The organism is Gemmatimonadota bacterium (genome assembly GCA_040388625.1).
Classification (GTDB): domain Bacteria; phylum Gemmatimonadota; class Gemmatimonadetes; order Gemmatimonadales; family Gemmatimonadaceae; genus Fen-1247.
In genome coordinates, this window is the sequence record JAZKBK010000006.1 from 546,915 (window position 1) to 566,550 (window position 19,636).

The 19,636-nt window shown below is 63.0% G+C and carries 14 protein-coding genes; 4 read left to right on the forward strand and 10 right to left on the reverse strand.

The annotated features are described in order from the left end of the window. Window positions 1–43: 43 nt before the first annotated feature. The 6 genes from V4529_15805 to V4529_15830 all read right to left on the reverse strand — a co-directional run bounded on the left by V4529_15805 (window position 44) and on the right by V4529_15830 (window position 6,114). On the reverse strand, window positions 44–1,024 hold the full coding sequence (locus tag V4529_15805) for an HlyD family efflux transporter periplasmic adaptor subunit (GenBank protein ID MES2359802.1): 981 nt from the start codon (window positions 1,022–1,024) through the stop codon (window positions 44–46). Beyond that, window positions 1,024–2,349 (reverse strand): TolC family protein, encoded by a 1,326-nt coding sequence (locus V4529_15810; GenBank protein ID MES2359803.1) that lies wholly within the window; start codon window positions 2,347–2,349, stop codon window positions 1,024–1,026. Before V4529_15810 ends, V4529_15805 begins: the two co-directional genes overlap by 1 nt. After that, a complete protein-coding gene (locus V4529_15815; GenBank protein ID MES2359804.1) occupies window positions 2,349–2,984 on the reverse strand; it encodes a TetR/AcrR family transcriptional regulator in 636 nt (211 codons plus the stop codon). Before V4529_15815 ends, V4529_15810 begins: the two co-directional genes overlap by 1 nt. Before the next feature lie 137 nt (window positions 2,985–3,121). After that, window positions 3,122–4,108 (reverse strand): aldo/keto reductase, encoded by a 987-nt coding sequence (locus V4529_15820; protein MES2359805.1) that lies wholly within the window; start codon window positions 4,106–4,108, stop codon window positions 3,122–3,124. A gap of 5 nt (window positions 4,109–4,113) precedes the next feature. Further along, complete coding sequence (locus tag V4529_15825; protein MES2359806.1) at window positions 4,114–5,112, reverse strand: aldo/keto reductase; 999 nt, start codon at window positions 5,110–5,112, stop codon at window positions 4,114–4,116. Between the two features lie 192 nt (window positions 5,113–5,304). Continuing rightward, window positions 5,305–6,114 (reverse strand): DUF5602 domain-containing protein, encoded by an 810-nt coding sequence (locus V4529_15830; protein MES2359807.1) that lies wholly within the window; start codon window positions 6,112–6,114, stop codon window positions 5,305–5,307. A gap of 181 nt (window positions 6,115–6,295) precedes the next feature. On the opposite strand from V4529_15830, the gene V4529_15835 reads away from it, so the two are divergent. Next, window positions 6,296–9,850, forward strand: a complete 3,555-nt coding sequence (locus V4529_15835; GenBank protein MES2359808.1) for a protein kinase — start codon at window positions 6,296–6,298, stop codon at window positions 9,848–9,850. On the opposite strand, the gene V4529_15840 is transcribed toward V4529_15835, so the two are convergent. After that, on the reverse strand, window positions 9,822–10,280 hold the full coding sequence (locus V4529_15840) for an ester cyclase (GenBank protein ID MES2359809.1): 459 nt from the start codon (window positions 10,278–10,280) through the stop codon (window positions 9,822–9,824). The two genes, V4529_15835 and V4529_15840, sit on opposite strands and share 29 nt — an antisense overlap. Window positions 10,281–10,399: 119 nt before the next feature. On the opposite strand from V4529_15840, the gene V4529_15845 reads away from it, so the two are divergent. Next, the gene (locus V4529_15845; GenBank protein MES2359810.1) at window positions 10,400–10,981 is read left to right on the forward strand and encodes a sigma-70 family RNA polymerase sigma factor; all 582 of its coding nucleotides are present in this window, start codon (window positions 10,400–10,402) and stop codon (window positions 10,979–10,981) included. A 124-nt stretch (window positions 10,982–11,105) separates the two neighbouring features. Here V4529_15845 and V4529_15850 read toward each other — a convergent pair whose 3' ends face one another. After that, window positions 11,106–13,160, reverse strand: a complete 2,055-nt coding sequence (locus tag V4529_15850) for a multicopper oxidase domain-containing protein (protein ID MES2359811.1) — start codon at window positions 13,158–13,160, stop codon at window positions 11,106–11,108. Window positions 13,161–13,365: 205 nt separating this feature from the next. Between V4529_15850 and V4529_15855 the strand changes: the two genes are divergently transcribed. Beyond that, a complete protein-coding gene (locus V4529_15855) occupies window positions 13,366–15,627 on the forward strand; it encodes a transferrin receptor-like dimerization domain-containing protein (GenBank protein MES2359812.1) in 2,262 nt (753 codons plus the stop codon). A gap of 234 nt (window positions 15,628–15,861) precedes the next feature. On the opposite strand, the gene V4529_15860 is transcribed toward V4529_15855, so the two are convergent. Both V4529_15860 and V4529_15865 read right to left on the reverse strand, forming a co-directional pair. Then, complete coding sequence (locus tag V4529_15860) at window positions 15,862–16,386, reverse strand: DoxX family protein (GenBank protein ID MES2359813.1); 525 nt, start codon at window positions 16,384–16,386, stop codon at window positions 15,862–15,864. Window positions 16,387–16,473: 87 nt separating this feature from the next. Continuing rightward, window positions 16,474–16,941, reverse strand: coding sequence for a MarR family transcriptional regulator (locus V4529_15865; GenBank protein MES2359814.1), 468 nt, complete (start codon window positions 16,939–16,941; stop codon window positions 16,474–16,476). A gap of 259 nt (window positions 16,942–17,200) precedes the next feature. On the opposite strand from V4529_15865, the gene V4529_15870 reads away from it, so the two are divergent. Further along, on the forward strand, window positions 17,201–19,567 hold the full coding sequence (locus tag V4529_15870) for a DPP IV N-terminal domain-containing protein (GenBank protein ID MES2359815.1): 2,367 nt from the start codon (window positions 17,201–17,203) through the stop codon (window positions 19,565–19,567). The last annotated feature ends 69 nt before the right edge of the window (window positions 19,568–19,636 follow it).

Genomic DNA, 19,636 nt, shown 5'->3' on the forward strand with positions numbered 1-19,636 from the left:
CTAACCTCCAGCGGCGCCTGAGAGCTCGCCACCGAGTGATCCGTCATGAGCTGCGCGCCGGCGCCGGTGAATCGGTGTTGGCCGCAGGATTCACGGCAGCTTTCGCGCTCGTCGCTCGAATGGACAGGTCCCCCGGCATTCCAATCTTGAGCGCGCCATCGCGATTGACGACGCGCACCTTGACCGCGTACACCAGATCCGCGCGCTCATCGCGCGTCTGAACCGGCGTCGGTGTGAATTCCGATGTAGACGACACCCAACTCACTGTTCCGGGCAGCGTCATTACATGACCGCCGCGATCGACATGCACGTCGACGATCTGCCCGACCCTGAATGACGACAGTTGCGGCTCGCTCACGTACGCGCGCAATACCAGCGTGTCGAGATCCGCGATCCGGTACAGCGGTGTTCCGGCCTGCACCACCTCTCCGGCGCGCGCATACGTCGTCAACACAGTTCCGGTCTGCGGATTCGTCACCAGGCTCTTGCCGATCCGGTCGCGGATCTGCGCCACCTGCGCATCCGCCGACGCCGCCTCCATCCCCACGCTCCTGCTCTGTGCCCGGGCAGCTTCTATCTGCGCCAGCAACGTACGATAATCCCGCTCGGCCTGATCCAACTGTTGTGCCGTCGCCGCCTGCTCTGCGTGCAGTCGCTGAGTACGCTCGTATGCCCGCTGCGACACGTCCCGTTGCACCAGCAACACCTTCAACTGCTTCGCAGCTTCCGTATTGCGCTCGTTCGCCGCATTGCGCTGGGCGTCCACCTGTTCCTGCTGCAGCGCAAGCTGGGTCGTATCGACGAGCGCCACCTCCGCGCCGCGTGCGAGCTGCATTCCTTCAACGGGAGTGAAGCGCTGAATCTGTCCCGCAGTTTGCGACGATACTACAACCTCGGTCGCCTCGAAGTTGCCGTACGCATCAGGCTTGGTTCCACCTCCGCAACCGGCGAAAGTGAAACTGACGGCCAGCGCCAGCGCCGCGCAGCGCGTCCCGCCGATGCCGGTAATACCAGAGCGAGTCATCAGTGAACTCCCAGGCCGAGTGATGTCAGAAAGTTCGCGCGCGCCTGTGCCAGCTGCACGCGATGCGTGGCGCGCGACAGCCGCGCGTCCAGCAGGTCGGTTTCGCGATCAACGTATTCCGCAGACGTGATCACGCCTTCCGAAAACCGGAATCCGGTTTCGCGAAGAATCTTCTCGCGCAGAGCGACGATCGTGTCGTCATCCACCAGTGTTTGCGCCAGCTGATCGATCGAGGCGACGTCATGCGCGATCGCTCGTCGAACACTCTGCGTGAATGCAGCTTCGTTGGTGGCAACGATCTGTCGCTGGAGCGCCAGCACCTCGCGATCCCGTCTCGTTGCGCCCCAGTTCCACGGCGTCCATTCGACCTGAACGCCGGCGAGCCAGTAGTTGCTGAATTCCTGCGCCAGCGGGTTCAGGCCCGGTCTCCCGTAGCCGGCGCGTCCGAATGCGGACACGCGCGGCAGATCTGCCGCGCCGAGTGATGCCTGTTGCTGCGCCAGAACGTCACCCGTGCGCGCGAACTGCTCGTATTCGGGCCGCGCCCGCAATGTGTCGACGCTCTGTCGTGCTCGCGCAACCTCCGCGCCCAGATCCGGCAGCACCAGCGCATCCGCGCCCGTTATCTTCTGGCCGGTAAGATCGCCGAGCACGACCAGCGCAGCGTCGCGACTGGCGGCAAGCTGCGCAACCGCCTGACGGCGACGCAGGAGCTCCGCATCGAGCATGTCCGTCTCACTTGGTAGCGCCGATCCTTGCGCGACGCGGCTGGCTGCAATCTTTCGCCTCGCCTCCAGGTCGGTGATCGCGCTCTCCTGTTCGGCGCGTTGAGCCTGTTGCAGCAACGCCGAGAAGTACGCGTCGTTGACGTTCTGGCGCAGAGCGAACGTGGATGCCTGAACACCAGCCTCCGACGCTGCGAGCTGTGCCCGCTCGACGCTGCGTCGTGCGCTCACTGTCGGGTCGTAGATCGGCTGCTGCGCTCCGACGTGCGCGTCGTACGTGTCGTGCGCCGGAACGGGCAATGACAATCCGTTCGGAAGCTGCAGCGGGAGCGTCACTACTTGCGATTGATACTGCCCCTGAGCATTCGCGCTGATTACGGGAAGCCGTGATGCATCGATGTCCTGCATCCGGAGCGCCGACTGCGACGATAGCAGATCGAGCTGTCGGGTGCGCGGGTCGTGTTGCACAGCGCGGTTCTGCAGGTCGTCGAGCCGAAGCGAGTCACGCGCGGCCGCCTGCTGCGCGTGCAGCATCACCGGACCGGCACAAATTGAAATCGCCGCGCATACAATTGCGCTCACTGATTGACGACACGTCATCACGGCCTCAGCGCGTTGAGGATGAAGTCAGGAAGCTCGCGTCTCCGCTCGTCGAGGAATCGCGAGAACGCCGCGTCGTCCTGGCCGAAGACGATGCGAAGCACCGGCCTCGCGATGAACGGAAAGACGCACAGCGCGACCAGATTCACGAAAAACTGGTCCGGCGCGATCGAGCGCATCGCGCCGATCTTCACCTGCTCGTCGATCTGCGCACCGAGTCGTGGCAGAAATGCCTGCATCACGCTCGCCGGATGCGTGCCCGCGATTTCTGCCGCCAGCGCCGTGAGCCGCTCGGGATTGAAGTGCAGCTCTGCGACGATATAGCCCGGAATGAACGGACTCTGCCGCACGACGTCGATGTAGAGGTGAACGAACTGCTCGACCTTCTGCTCGATACTGCTCTCGGAGCCGAGCACGGCGACGATAGACGGCACCATCCGCCCCGCGACGTCGCGGAAAACAGCCTGCGCCAGGCGGTCCTTGGACCGGAAGTAATAGTGCAGCAGCGCCTGGTTGACCCCGGCCTCCTCGGCGATCTCCTGCATTCGCGCGCCGGCGGTCCCGTGCCGCACGAAGACCGTTCGTGCCGCCCGAAGGATCCGCTCCTCGGTCTCGCCGTCCTTATCCCTGGACATTATTAATCAGATAGTTTAAGTAAACGATTAACAGGGGATAATATAAATGGCCCCAAGCCAGGTTGGCAAGGAGCCGGTTCGAGTGTGCGGGAGCGTCGTCATTCCCGCGAAAGCGGGAATGACGACGCTTGCAGTGCTTACAAACCCACCGACTTCATCCCGCCCTCGGCGTATCGCGCCCCCGCCGCAACTCCGCGCGGTGCGATCTCATCGATGCGCGACATGTCCGCAGCCGTGAGCACCACGGCCAGCGCTCCGACGTTCTCCTCCAGATACTTCTCGTGCCTGGTCCCCGGAATCGGCACGATATCGTTGCCCCGATGCAGCAGCCATGCGAGCGCGATCTGCGATGGCGTGCAGCCTTTCGACTTCGCCAACTGCTCGACGTGCCGCACCAGCTCCAGATTCCTGTCGAAATTCTCCCCCTGAAAGCGCGGATTATTGTGACGCCAGTCGTCGGCGGGAAGATCGTTCTCACTCTTGAATTTGCCGGTGAGAAAGCCACGGCCGAGTGGGCTGTAGGCGACGAAACCGACACCAAGCTCGCGGCACGTTGGGAGGATCTCATCCTCCACGTCGCGACTCCAGAGTGAATACTCGGTCTGCAACGCAGTTATCGGATGCACCGCGTTGGCACGCCGCAGTGTAGCCGGCGCGGCCTCGCTCATCCCCAGATGTCGCACCTTTCCCGCGCCCACGAGATCTGCCATCGCGCCTACCGTATCCTCGATCGGCACCTTCGGATCGACGCGATGCTGATAGTAGAGATCGATGTGATCCACGCCCAGGCGTCCCAACGATGCATCGCACGCCTTCCGCACGTAATCCGGCGAACCGTTGATGCCAAGATAGGCACCCGAGTCCGACCGCATGTTCCCGAACTTGGTCGCGAGCACTACCCTGTCGCGACGATCGCGGATCGCCTTTCCAACGAGTTGCTCGTTGGTGAACGGTCCATACATGTCCGCGGTGTCCAGCAGCGTTACTCCCAGTTCGATCGCCCGATGAATCGTCGCGATCGATTCGTTGTCATCATGTGCGCCATAGAAGTCGCTCATTCCCATGCACCCGAGTCCGAGTGCGGATACTTCCAGCTGCGCACGTCCAAGATTTCGTTTCTGCATCGTCGCTACCTGTCCACAGTTGCCATGCGTTCCTTGGTGTAGCGTTCGCCCGCCACCTTGTCGGGCGCAAGCGCATCGTCGAGTCGCGTCATTTCCGCGTCACTGAGCACCACATCGACCGCGCCGGCATCTTCCTCCAGACGGGCACGATGCTTGGTGCCCGGGATCGGCACGATGTCATCACCCTTGTGCAGCAGCCATGCGAGCGCGATCTGTGCCGGAGTCGCCTTCTTCTGCACCCCGATCTCCTTCACTACGGAAACCGCGCGCACGTTAGCATCAAAATTCGCGCCCTGAAAGCGTGGATCGCCACGACGGAAGTCGCCTTCCGGATATTCGTCGGCGCGCTTCACCGCGCCAGTGAGAAAGCCGCGGCCGAGTGGGCTGAATGGAACGAGCCCGATGCCGAGCTGACGCAGCAGCGGAATGATGCGCGGCTCCAGGTTGCGCTCCCACAGCGAATACTCGCTCTGCAGGGCGGATATCGGGTGTACGGCGTGGGCGCGTCTTATCGTTTCCTCGCCTGCTTCCGAGAGTCCGAGAAAGCGAGCCTTGCCCGCGTGCACGAGGTCGGCCATCGTGCCCACGACATCCTCGATGGGGACGGTGGGATCGACGCGATGCTGATATAAAAGATCTATGTGATCTGTCTGCAGCCGGCGCAGCGAGCCTTCCACTGCTTCGCGGATGTGCACCGGCCTGCTGTCGAGACCGCGCTCCTCCCCGGGCTTCCCGATGCGCCAGCCGAACTTGGTCGCGATTGTCGCCTGGTCCCGTTTCCCCTTCAGCGCGCGGCCAAGCAGCTCTTCGTTGGTGAAGGGACCGTACACCTCTGCGGTATCCAGGAAGGTGACGCCGATCTCGAGCGCACGGTGCAGCGTCGCGATGGCTTCCCGCTCATCACGCTCCTCCGGCGATCCATATGACGCGGTCATCCCCATGCAGCCGAGTCCGATGGCGGAGACTGTGAGGCCTTGTGTTCCGAGCTTTCGTCGAGCGATCATGCCTGTCGTTCCTCATTCGTTGTGATGACGATGCGTCATCCATCCGAAATAAGGATGCATGGTCGTGCGACGGGAAGTGGCAACGGCCCGCACACCGGCGCGCATGCGCGAGTAGTCGTGAGGTTACCCGGATGCGCGCCGGCAATTACAACCGGCAATTACAGCCGGCCTGACCCGCCACGTCGATCGGCCTCAGTGCTGCGTCAACCCGCCGAGCGTGAAGCGATACTCCTTCGCCGACTGGTCGTAGCTGACCGTGTAACTCGTCGGGAAACGGCCCGACGCTCCCCAGTCGGCAGGCTGCGGAATGGCGTGAGTCGCATTGGGATGCGTCTCGAGATACGCCTTGGTGATCATCGGTTCGAGGAAGATGAACTTTCCATCCCACGACCCAAAGATGAACGTGTTGGTGAATCCCTGTCCGTTCAGCTCGGGCGCCCTGGTGTCGGTCCAGTGCAGGCCCATCTGCGGAACGGCGTTGGCGGCCGCTACGCCCGGAGGTGGAACGTAACCAGTCGGTATCATGTTCGCCGACGGATAATTCGCCGCCTTGGCGCCGTACTGCGGATCGCTCGGGAGGATGGCGTTCTGCGCTGCACTACTCACCATGTAGAAGTGCAGGTCGAAGTGCGGTACGCCATACAGCTGCGGTGGCTCGTGCCCATTTGGATTCCACCCCAGCTCGGCGTGGTCGAAGCCGTGACCCTGCGCCTGTGCCGGTAGCGGCAGCGTGACCATCAGCGCGGTAGGGCTCGGACCGGTCGCCGTCGCGGGCAGGCCGTTGAGAGCCTGTTCGGTCATGGCAATACCCAGTGCAGTCGGGGCGCCGGCCGCGTCGGTCTGCACCCACGCGCGCGCGGTCCCCTGCGCGAAGCTCTGCGACGGCCCGTAGAACGTACCCGCTTTCGAGTCCGGCGCCTCGGTGTTGGAGCAGGCAATCGCGATGGCCGCGGTCGCGGTCGCCACTACTGCGGCGATGCCGATGAATCGTTTCGTGTACATGGTTTCACTCCTGAGTGGTCGCCCCAAGCCGGGCATTCTGCAGCGCCTGTTGCTGCCTGACACTCCAATAGCGAAAACCGGGTGCGGGATATTTCACGCGATTCGCCGGCAGGATTTCGGAGCCGGTTGAAAACGGCCCGCCGGCGTTGTCTGACGAGCGGTTCCGGTGGTATGATTGGGCGTGTCGCAGGAGCGGAATGCAGAGGTCGAGCGCCTCTTCGACGAGCTCATGGAGCTCGAACCCGCCGCGCGCGAAACGCGTGTACGACAGCTGGCGTCCACACCCGATGTTTCTCCCGCTGTTGCCGGTGAAGTAACATCACTGCTCGCCGCCGCAGACCGTGCTGGTGACTTTTTGGGTGTTCTCACGCGCGCAATCGCCGACTCTGACGTCGATTGCGAGGCAGGCGAAGTCATCGCGGGACGGTACCGGCTACAGAGCCGTCTTGGCCAGGGCGCGACCGGCGATGTCCATCTCGCATGGGACAATCAGCTCGAGCGGCCGGTAGCGCTCAAATTTCTCCGCGGCGCCGCACGCGACAACCTCACAGGACGGGCGCGCTTCCTGGCGGAGGCACGCGCCGCGGCGAAACTGGACCATCGACACGTCGCAACGGTGCACGACGTCGGTGAGGATGGACATCGACGAGCGTTCATCGCGATGGCTTACTATCCCGGCGAAACTCTCCGTGACCGTATCGCGAAAGGTGCGCTGCCACTGGCCGACGCCCTTCGCATCGCCGCGCAGATCGCGAGCGCGCTGGACGCCGCGCATTCGGTGGGAATCGTTCATCGAGACGTGAAGCCTGCAAATGTTCTGTTCGACGCCGATGGCGCGGTCAAGCTTGCAGACTTCGGCGCGGCGAAGCTGACCACGGGAACCATGTCGGCGAAAGACGAAATCACGATCGGGACCATCGCCTACATGTCGCCGGAGCAGGCGCGCGGAGAGCCTGTAGACCACCGTACCGATCTGTGGGCGCTGGGTGTGCTGTTGTACGAGATGCTCGCAGGCGTTCGTCCATTCACGGCATCGAACGCGGAGACACTGTTACGAGCGCTCGCCAATGACGAGCCGCCGCTACCACTGCCGGACGACGTTCACGCAACGTCGGAAATCCGCGAGTTGCTTGCGAGTCTCCTGACAAGTGACGTCGCACGACGTGCAGGGAGCGCAGCAATCGTGAATCACACCCTCGCCAACTACATCAACGACGATGCGAGCTCGACCACGACACGCGCATCGGCGAGCGTCGCGCTCCCGAGCCCTGTGACGAGTTTCGTAGGGCGGGAGCGGGAAATCGCGCTTGCACGCGATCTCCTGTCGCAAACCCGCCTGCTTACGCTCACCGGTCCGGGCGGTACCGGCAAGACTCGTCTCGCACTACAACTCGCCGCCAACCTACACGACGAGGACATCGACGGAATCTGGTTCGTACCGCTCGCGGAGATCTCGGATCCGTCCCTGGTCCCCTCGATTCTCGCACAGACCATGGGCTTGCGTGACCTCGGCGGTAGCAATCCGCGCGACCGTGTGATCGCCGCCCTGCGTGAGCGACGCGCCGTTGTAGTGCTCGATAACTTCGAGCATGTAATTCGGGCCGCGACGTTCGTGTCGGCGCTGCTCGCTCGCTGCCCTCGGGTGTCGGTACTTGTCACGAGCAGAATTCCACTCGGCGTGCAGGGCGAGCAGGAGCTGCCCGTGCCGCCACTAACCACGCCATCCTCGACAGATTCCGACGCAGCAAGCAGCGAAGCAGTACGTCTTTTCGTGCAGCGTGCGCGCGCGGTTCGGCCGGACTTCACGCTGAACGATGACGGACTCCTGGCTGTGGCGGAGATCTGCAGACGACTCGACGGTCTTCCCCTTGCACTCGAGCTCGCGGCGGCACGGGCGAAGCTGCTATCGCCGCGTGCGATGCTCGCTCGCCTGGAGAGCAGATTCGATCTGCTGCAGGCGGATTCTTATGACCGTCCGGCGCGTCACAGCACCATGCGAAACGTCATCGACTGGAGCTACGTACTTCTCACCGACGCGGAGCGGACGCTCTTCAACACCCTGTCGGTATTTGCTGCCGGCGTTTCGCTCGAAGCAGCAGAGGCGATGTACGATGCGACGCATCTCCGCAATGGAGATCCGCGCTCATCCTTTGCAGTACTCGATCTGCTCGGATCACTATGCAACAAGAGCCTGCTACGTCAGGAAGAGCAATCCGACGGAGAGCCGCGCTTCATCATGCTGGAGACGGTGCGCGAGTTTGCCCTGGATCGGCTGCGCGCGGCCGGTGGCGAGACGGAGGCGCGCCGAGCCCATGCCGCGTATTATTTATCGCTGGCAGAACGCGCCGCGAGCCAGCTCCGCGGCCCCGCGCAGGCGGAATGGCTGGATCGACTCGAGCGGGAATATGCGAATTGTCGTATCGCGATTGACACCGCACTCGGCCAGACGCGCGCGCAATCGCCCGAAGGGCTCGTAACCGCGGCGCGACTTGCGATCGCGTTGCATCGGCTGTGGCTCACACGTGGACCGCTGCTGGAGGGTGTGGAGTATCTGCGGCGAGTCACCGAAGCCGCCGACGACGACGCACTTCGCGACGCCGTGAGCGATCCGCTCGACATCAAGCTGCGAGCGGGCCTGCTGAGCAGTGCCGGTCAGCTTGCGAATGTGCGCAGCGTATTTCCCCAGGCGCACGACTTCTTCGCCCGAAGCCTCGCATTGCACCGCGAGGCATGCGATGAGGCCGGCGTTGCGACGACGTTGAACAATCTCGCATGGTCGGCGTGGATAATGGGAGACATGAACGCCGGCGAACAGATGGCCACCACGGCGATGCGGATGCACGAGAAGTCCAGCGACGCGCTCGGCGCTACGCTGTCGCTGAACACTCTCGGCTGGATCGCGATGGAGCGTGGACAATACTCCCGCGCCGAGACGTACTTCGCAAATGCTGTGACGTCACACCAACAGCGCGGTGATCGCAGAGCGGTCGCCTTTACACTGGGATGGATCGGAATACTGGCCGCCCGTCGTGGCGATTTTTCACGCGCCATCGAGCTGCACACGCGGGCGATAGACATGCTGGAACCGGTGGCCGATCAGGGTTACAGGGTTCTGAGCTGCGTACGGCTCGCAGCTGCGCGTCATGCGGCCGGAGAGCCGGGCGACCACGTCACTGCGATCGAAATGAAGCACCTGCCGGAATTGCACGAGCAGGGTGGGCGCCTGTGGCCCATCGCCTACACGCTCACCGAGCTCGGCGCAATGCTGCGTGATGAGGGTCGCTTGCACCACGCACACCGGATCCTCGACGAGGCACTCGAAGTTCGCCGCCAGACCGGTGGATTGCATGGTGTTGCAGAGGCCCGTCTGCTACTCGGCACGGTGCTCCATGCACTGGGCGGTGAAGTTCAGGCACGGGAGGAACTCTTTCGCGCACTCACCACCGCGCGTGACTTCGGCGCAATTCCCGTCGCCATCGATTGCATCGAAGCGATCGCGACGCTCACGCTCGCCCCAGCTCGGCCCGAGCTTGCAGCGACACTGCTCGCCGCGGCTGGCCATCGTCGCGAAATACTCGGCGCACGCCGGGCGCCGCGGTACGACACGGCGTACGAACGATCGCGAGCGTCGTTGTCGTCCGCGATGGGAGACGACGCGTTCGCTCGCGCGTGGCGGTCAGGCGCGACAACTTCTGTCAACGACGCGATCACGCTCGCACTTCATTCGCATTCGTGAGCGAACGCTCATCGCGCATGCGCCAGCACTCTGCCATCTTTCCGCCGTCGAACCGTACGACAACACTTTCCCATGTATGTGTCGCGGCTGCCGGTTGTTCGGGAGCCCTCATCGTCGCATGACAGTGAACCAGCCCGTTCACCGCTACAAGCAGCTCGATCGTCCAGACCGCATCCGGAAATCGCGCACGCTGGCTGCGGACACGTGAGAGAAATTCGTCTCTGCGGTGATCCCCACCGATGCCATGTTCGATGAAGTCGTCAGCGAGGAATTCGTCCGCGCCCTCCATCATGCCGCGCTGCAGTACCTGATCGACGAATACGTAGTAACGGCCCACGTCGGCGTCCGCGTCCGCCGTTGCTCCAGCCGTCCGGCCAGGATGGGTTGGGATGGACGGCTCTGAATTCTCGATAACGGGAATTTGCTGCATATGCCTCTTGCTCTGTCCGCGCGTGTAAGATTCCTTCATGAGCCTCGCTGGAATAAGCGAGAATTACACCCGGGATTTTCATCGAACGTGTGACCCGCACGTGGCCTACGAGACTCCAGATGCAGAATCCGCCGGACCCATCAGAAGTCACGCAGTTCCTGCGTCGGTGGCGCGCCGGTGATCAGAGCGCGCTCGACGATCTGTTGCCACGCGTGTATGGCGAGCTGCGCGAAATCGCCCGTGCACGCCTGCGCGCAGAGCGGGTCGACCACACACTGGACACCTCCGCGCTCGTCCACGAGGCCTATCTTCGCCTGACGGAAGGCGCAACCACGGACTGGCAGGACAGAAATCATTTTTTCGCGGTTTCGTCCACCGCAATGCGCCGCGTGTTGATAGATCACGCCAAGAGCCGCCAGGCGCAGAAACGCGGCGGCGCACCTGTCCGTGTCGACGTGGACCTGTCTCAGCTCGCCGACGCCGCCGCGAGCGCGGAGTCAGACCCGGAATCGTTGCTGGCACTCGACGAAGCGCTTGCGAGACTCGCGCAAATCCATCCAAGACAGGCGAAGGCGGTCGAGCTGCGCTACTTCGCGGGACTGACGTTGGAGGAAGCAGCCGGTGTGTTGTCGACGTCCGCGCCCACGGTCCTTCGCGATCTGCGCTTTGCACAGGCGTGGCTGGCGCGCGAGTTGAGCTGAGAGCGAATCCCAAAACCTGCCAGGAGCTGCTGCTCACCTTTCTGACGGATGTGTAGCGTGATGCGACGCAATCAAACGACTTCATCGCAGTCGGGGAAGTTGTATTAGTTGCCCAGAGGCGCCTTCAGTTCGACACGCGAATCGGCACCCTGATGAGCAAACCCGGTGGCGCGCGGATACCAGGCGGCGGCGTACTGTTCACGTCGAGCCTGAGCAGTCCCGTATGCTGCGGTACGAATTCGAAATCGTACGTCTCACCCATGCTGATTATCAGCCGCGCCGGGCGGAGGGCTTGCGCAATCGCGGGCAGCGCTGCGCCATCCTTGGCAACCGGCCTCCAGCGCACGATCGTAGCGTCTCCACTCTTCGACGGCGCACCAACCTCGCGCGCGGTGAGCGAGACTGTCGGTGTCGGAGTCTGGGTGCTGAGGTTGAGAAGTCGAAATCTCGCTACGCGACCGACGTGTAGCACGACCGTGTCAGGATTGGCCTCTCCGTTGATCTCGAGCGGGTGTGCGGGATTGAATCGCTGACCTTTGAGAAAAAAGACATGATCATCCGGCGATGCAGCCGCGCCAGGATCCCGCACGATCAGCGCGCCCTCGAGGCCGGCCGCCTGTTGTCGCAGGTCGTCCATGTGTGCGTGATACATGAACGTGCCCGAGCGCGGTGGTGTGAACCGTGCCTCGAATGAATCGCCAGGTGCGATTTCAGGTGCCAACCGCTTGCCGTCCCCGCTGAATCCCGGCACACCATCCACGTAACTGTCCTCGACTTCAATTCCATGCCAGTGCACGCTCGTCGGCTCGGCCAGGTGATTCACGATCATGATCGAGACCGGCTCGCCACGCGTGAGATCGAGTTCCGGACTGAAGTCCCTGCCAGTGTCGATGCGACGACCGTGCTCCTCGAGCATGAACCGCATCGCCGGCAGCGTGTCCGAGCGGCCAGCGTGGTGCACCGACGAATCAGCGATTGCGATCAGGCGTAGATGCCGCGTGGCATTGGGCTCGCGGACGGCAACCATGCCTGGTCGCGAGGCGACCTCGACTCCGAGCACGAGCCCTGCCATTCCCCGCATCTGCGGGTCTTCCGTGTCGGCCGGGATGGAATTGTTCGGTTCCGTGTGAAAGGCGAAGTGGCAGTGGAAGAGCCAGTTGCCCGGCCGGTCCGGCGACCAGGTGATCGACATGGCCGATAATGGCGACATCAACTGGGTAACGACGTGTTGTCCTGGCTGCGGCCTGCCCTGGTAGTCGGCCAGCGGGCCTGAGAATGCATCGACGCGGTAATAGAACCCGTGGAGGTGCATCGGATGTATCTCGCTGGACGCGTTGATGACTCGCCAGTGCACCGAATCACCCACAGTCGCGTGTATCCGATCCGTGTTCGGCCACGAGCGACCGTTGATGGTGAATACCACGCGCCCAGCTTCCGTCGGTGCCACCGCGATCGGTGCGTGCGCGGTGTCTTCATACGCCGCGAACGCGGAGTCGAGCGTCTGCATGATCACGAACACACGGTCATGCGCCGGCTCGCTCTTCGACGCCGTGTCGATCACTATCGCGCCGGCGAGAAGTCCTTCCATCAGTGCCTTTTTGCTCGAACCGCGCGCGGTCGTCGCGCGATACCCGTAGTTGCCGGGGACGGTGGCATTCGTCGTAACCGTTTTCGTGTCGCCAGCGGGAACGACGACGGAGTCGTCAGCGCCGGTCCGGTCCGGGCCACCCCTGAGCGCCGCGGGCACCAGGAACGTGAGCGGGGTTCCAAGCGAGTTGCGGATCGAGAACCGGAGCTGCGTACCACGCGGTACGCGTATGAACGGTCCGGGCATGAGCGGCGCCTTTCCCGGTTCGGCGAAGGCCGCGATCCGCATCGGCGGACGGTGTGGACCGTCGATGAGAAAAGCGCTCTCTTTCGCCTCGAGCGTGACCGCGAGCACGCCATCGTGCAGCACGCCGGCGCGCTCGATGTTCGAATTCGCCTGAACGAGCGGTGCGGGCGCGGACGACGTCGGTGCGCGAGCAGTGAGGACGGACCCCACGATCCCCGCCAGCGCGAAGACTGATTGCATGTGCGATGGTGCCCGCGCAACTTCCCTGATCCGCGCTGTCCAGGCTGCGGTCGATACCGAGCCCGTGCCCAGCGCCAGAACGCACATCACCGACTTGCTCAGCATCACCGTCCTCCCGAAAGAGCGACCGCATCGCCGTGCCTTGCGTCGTGCAACGTGGAGCGAATGTATGAGCGTCCGTTGGCCGTGGCAAGCTACGCCTGGCGAGCGGTCGACACGCAGTGTCCGCCAGCGCACATGGACCCGGGCACCCGTATATTCTGCAACGAACCCGTTCTCCAGTACCAAGCCCACAGCCACCACGGTCTCGATGCGACTCATTTCCCTTCCCCTCGTCGTCTCACTCGCCGCGATCGCAGCCGTTCCTGCGACACCGACCACAATCGCGCCGTCCGGCGACATACTGGGCTTCACGCCAGCGTCGTCGCGCGCCGAGCAGGAATGGGAGACGAAGTTCCGCGCACTGCCAAGTCCGGCGCGAATGCGAGCCGACATGAAGCGCCTGACCGCATATCCGCATCACGTCGGCTCGCCGTATGATAAGAACAACGCCGAGTGGCTGCTGAAACAGTTCCAGGATGCCGGATGGGATGCACACATCGAACAGTTCGACGTGCTCTTTCCGACCCCGAAGGAACGCAAACTGGAGATGATCTCGCCGACACGTTTCGTCGCGAAGCTCGCGGAGCCACCGGTGCCCGGCGATCCAACTTCATCCCAGACGTCGCAACAACTTCCGCCCTACAACGCCTACTCGATCGATGGTGACGTCACGGGTCCGCTAGTGTACGTCAACTACGGGCTCCCGTCGGACTACGATGAGCTCGCGCGACGCGGAATCTCCGTGAAAGGTGCAATAGTCATCGCGCGCTACGGCAGATCATGGCGCGGAGTCAAACCCAAGATCGCCGGTGAGCATGGCGCCGTTGGCTGCATCATCTATTCGGATCCCGCGGATGATGGATACACTCAGGACGATACCTTCCCGGTCGGACCGGCTCGCGCTCCCTACAGCGTCCAACGCGGCAGCGTGATGGAGATGACTCTCTACCAGGGAGATCCGTTGACTCCGGGAGTCGGGGCGACCAAAGATGCAAAGCGTCTGGCGCTCAAGGATGTAAAGGTATTTACCAAAATCCCCGTACTTCCCATCGGGTACGCCGACGCCAAACCGCTGCTCTCTGCAATCACCGGCGACGTTGCACCGCGCGACTGGCGTGGTGCGCTGCCAATCACGTACAAGATCGGGCCCGGCCGCGCGCGCGTTCATCTCGTGGTGAAGTCCAACTGGGACATCAAGCCGGTTTACGATGTCATCGGACGACTCACGGGCAGCACGCAACCAGATCAGCTGGTGATCCGTGCCAATCACCACGATGCATGGGTCAACGGCGCGGACGATCCGGTCGCAGGTCTCGTCGCAGAGCTCGAAGAGATGCGCGCACTCGGCGCTCTCAAGAAACAGGGATGGAATCCAAAGCGCACCATCATCTACGCCGCCTGGGACGGTGAGGAGCCCGCAGTACTCGGCTCGGCCGAATGGGCGGAGACGCATGCGGCAGATCTGAGCGAGCATGCAGTTGCATATCTCAACAGCGACAACAGCGGCCGCGGATATCTGAGCGTCAGTGGGTCGCACATACTCGAGAAGTTCATCAATGGTGTAGCGCGCGACGTGATTGATCCCGAAACCGGCGCGACACTCGAGCGCAGGATGCGTGCGGCAGAAGTGATGCGCGCCCCTGCTGCGCGGCGCGACGCCACCCGCAAGCGCGCAGATCTTCCCATCGGCGCGCTCGGCTCCGGCTCCGATTATACGACGTTCCTGCAGCATCTCGGCATTCCATCGATGGACCTGGGCTTTTACGGCGAGGGCGGGCGCGGCTCGTATCACTCCGCGTACGATGACTTCTACTGGTACACGCACTTCTCCGATACCAGTTTCGTGTACGGACGCGCGCTTGCGCAGACCACCGGGATGGCGGTGATGCGGCTGGCCGACGCGGATGTGATTCCGTACGACTATACGGACCTCGCGGAAACCGTGCAGGGTTACGTAGGCGAGCTGAAGCGGCTGGCGAGCGGCATGGCCGCCGACGCGGTGGAGCACAACCGGGAAGTGCGCGACAGCACTTTCATTCTCACGACAGATCCGCGCAATCCAATGGTCGCGCCGACCGTCGAACCCGACGTTCCAAAGCTCGACTTCTCGGCACTCGACAGCGCCACCGCGGCACTGACGCGCGCAGCAGCCGCATACAACACGACGTTCACGCACGCACTCGACGCGGCAACCACGTCGGAGAACTTCGCCGCGCTCAACACTCAGTTGATAAAGAGCGAGCACATGCTGACGTCCGATGCCGGACTACCCGGCCGACCATGGTTCAAGCACCTGCTCTACGCACCCGGAGTGAACACGGGTTACGGAGTGAAGACCATCCCAGGCGTCCGCGAAGCAATCGAAGCGAAGAACTGGACGCTCGCAACCAGCGAAATGGCGCGCGTGTCAGCCGCATTGAACGCCGAAGCCGCGCTGGTGACCAAGGCCACCGCCGAATTGCGTCGATAACGCCCCCGCGCAAGAACATCCGCGCCCCGCGCTATCGACGCACCCGATTGGTGGTCATGCGTAGGGCGCGGATGTATCCGCGCCTGCCCATTTACGCGCGATCGAATTCGGATCACCGCGACGTATGCGCGCCCGCCCCATTTACGCGCGATCGAATCCGGATGATCGCGCCGTCAACGCGACGTACCCGCGCGCGCCGATTTACGGATTATCCAATCCGGATCGGCACACCGTTCACGCCGCCACGGGCCGGCGCGCGAACAGATTCATGATCCCGCCGACAACGCCCACCACGAGCGCCGCCCACGCCAGCGTCGGCGTCGCGAGATATCCGAGTCCCAGCGCCGCATCGAGCGAGTACTGACCCGGCCCGGTCAGCAACAAGCCGGCTGCGACCACGCCATAGAGCAACGGCACTTCGATGCCGCCGTTCGCCGCGAACACGCCGTTCTTGAGATGCATGCTCACCGCGGCGACGATCATTACCGAGATAATGAGCGCCGGACCGACCGGTCCGAGAAACCCGAGCGCGAGCAGAATTCCGCTGGTGACTTCAGTCGCCGAAGCAAGCGTCGCGAAGAACCGGCCCGGGCGAAAGCCGAGTGAATCGAAGAAACCCGCCGTTCCGGCGAGTCCATGCCCGCCGAACCAGCCGAACAGCTTCTGGCTGCCGTGCGCCGCCATCAGCAGCCCGAACACGACCCGCACGATCAGTAATCCAATGCTGGCTGTCGCGACATCGATGAATGGTGTTGTCATTTGAGTAGTTGGTAAATGTGGTTGAACGACTTTCGGAAATGCGTGGTATGACACTAACTGTTATAACATCTATTATTGCAAAAAAAATCAGGCCGGCTCTCTTATCTCCGCGAGCGTGCTGACCAGCGACGCCACCGCGCGCGGGTCCAGATGCCTGCACCGCTTGCGCTCGATCAATTCGAGGTCGGGAGTCGCCTGCGTGAGCAGACGACGACCCTTCGGCGTGATCCGCGCCGTGACGTGCCGCCGGTCAACCGCATCACGCACCCGGCTCACCAGCTCCATGTCATCCATCCTGTCCAGCAGGCGCGAGACGTCGGGCACCTTCGAGATCAGCCGCTCGGCTATCTCCCGGCCGCACAAGCCGTCCTTGCCCGCACCCTGAAGGATGCGAAGAACGTTGTACTGCGTGTGCGTTATCCCGTGCGGCCTGAGCGCCTCGTTCTGCTCATGCTCGAGCACGGTCGCGGTCCGCAGGATGGACAGAAGAGCCTCGGCCGTCCTGGATGGAAACGGCTTGGTCTGACGGATCTCCTCCTGCAGCGTGCGAGTCATGACACATAATACGTGTTATAACATGCATTGTCAATACCAGCGTCTGTCGGACACCGTACAGATGACGGTACTGGCAGACCCAGCCTCATGCCTGTATATCCACGTGATTCTTACAACCCGCTTGCGTAGCAGTCCGTACTCCTTGTGTCGCAGCACTGCCACGGCGTTGCCCGATGCGCTGCGTCGGGCCTGCATCAAGCCTGTGTCAACCCTGCGTCGACCGCTGCACCGGCGGATTCTTCCACTTACCCGCACGACAATGCACATCAGAAGCGCCCACTTCCCCACCATCTCCCGCACCGGCTACCGCACTCAGCTCGGCGTCGCCCTCGCGGCGGCCGCCATCGCTGCCGCGCCGGCAATCCACGCGCAGCAGCGCACGCTCACCACGGCGGACTACGACCGCGCCGTGAAGATGCTCGCGCCCAATCTCAATCCGCTCGTGAACGGCGGCTCGGTGCGCGCCACCTGGTTGCCGGGCGATCGGTTCTACTATCAGAACACCACTCCGACGGGCGCCGAATGGGTGATCGTCGACCCCGCAAGGAAGACCAGCACTCCGCTCTTCAAGGCTCCGGAAGTTGCACAGGCGCTGACGAAGGCTGGCGCTGGCACGATCGATCCGCGCAACATACCAGCGCAACGCGCCGAGCTGTCTGCGGATGGAAAGCATGTCGTGCTCGACATCGGGCGGCGACGCTGGAGCTGCGACGTGGGAGGCGGCACCTGCAACGCTGTGAACGACACCACGCCGCGCCCCGGTCCATTCGGGCCACCGCCGGGAATGTCTCCAGACGGAAAGAAGGTCGCGTTCATCCGCGACTGGAATCTCTGGGTCCGCGACGTCGCGACGGGACAGGAAAAGCAGCTGACTACCGATGGCACCGAGAATTTCGGCTACGCCACCGACAACGCAGGCTGGGTGCACAGCGATCGCCCGATCGTGCTCTGGTCGCCCGACTCGAAGAAGATCGCAACACAGCAGCAGGACGACCGTCACGTCGGCGACATGTATCTCATCGATACGCGCGTCGGTCACTCGCATCTGGAGCACTGGAAGGGTGCGTATCCGGGCGACAGCGTGATCTCGATGATCTCGCGCGTGGTAATCGACGTGGACAACGCGAAAGTGATTCGTCTCCAGGATGCGCCGGCCTATCACCGCGCCATGCTCGGCGACAACATAAACATGGCCGATCTCATCTGGAGTCCCGATGGATCGCAGCTCGCGTACGTGAACACGTCGCGCGACCACAAGCATGAAACGGTGAAGCTCGCCGACGCGAACACCGGCGCGGTCCACACACTGTTCGAGGAAAGCTCGCCGACCCAGTTCGAGTCGATCGCCGGATGGCGCATCATCTGGCCGGCGCACCAGATCATATGGTCGTCCGAGCGCGACAACTGGGCACAGTTGTATCTGTACGATCTCAATACGGGCAAGCTCATAAACAAGATCACGACCGGCGAAGGTCCCGTGACGCAGATCGCGCACGTCGACGAGAAGGGCCGCTCGCTCATCGTCGGTGCGCTGGGTCGCAATCCATCCGAAGATCCCTACTTCAAGCACTACTATCGCGTGGGGCTGGACGGAAAGGGATGGAAGGAGCTGACGCCTGAAAGTGGCGACCACACGATCCAGGTGTCGTCAGACGGGCGCTACTTCGTCGATACGTACTCGAAGCCCGACGTTCCGCCAACCGTAGTGCTGCGTGATGCCACGGGCCGCGTCGTGATGCAGCTCGGACACATGGACATCTCGAAGCTCGTCGCGAGCGGATGGAAGCCGCCGATTCCGTTCACGGTAACGGCGCACGACGGCAAGACCAAACTGTACGGTCTGATGTTCCGTCCCACCAACTTCGATTCGACCAGGAAATATCCCATCATCAACAACCCGTATCCGGGACCGCAGTCAGGCAGCGTGGGATCGCGCAGCTTCTCGCCCGCGCGCGGCGACCGTCAGGCGCTCGCGGAGCTTGGCTTCGTCGTGATCACTGTCGATGGAATGGGAACGCCGGACAGATCGAAGAGCTTCCACGACGCGTACTACGGCGCAATGGGGCGTGACAACACGCTTCCCGATCAGGTCGCGGCGATGAAGGAGCTTGCGTCACGTTATTCGTGGATCGACATCGATCGTGCGGGGATCTACGGACACTCGGGTGGCGGCTTCGCCACCGCCGACGCGATGTTCCGCTATCCGGATTTCTTCAAGGTCGGGATCTCCGAGTCGGGCAATCACGATCAGCGTAATTACGAAGACGATTGGGGTGAGCGTTATCAGGGGCTGTTGGTGAAGAACGCCGACGGCACCGACAACTACACCCAGGAAGCGAACGAGAGTGTCGCGAAGAACCTCAAGGGACATCTGCTGCTCGCGCACGGATCGATGGACGACAACGTTCCACCGTCCAACACCATGCTCGTAGTGGATGCGCTCATCAAGGCGAACAAGGACTTCGACGAGATAATCATCCCGAACGTGCATCACGGTTACGGTGCGGCGTCGGATTACATGATGCGCCGTCGCTGGGATTACTTCGTGCGCTATCTGATGGGCGCGGAGCCGCCGAAGGAATACGAGATAGCCACGCCGGCGGCGGGCGCGGCGCGCAGGAGGTAGAGAAGAGCCGTCATTCCGCCTGGGCCAGCACCCCCCCGCGCACGGGGGGGTGCTGGCCCAGGCGGCAAT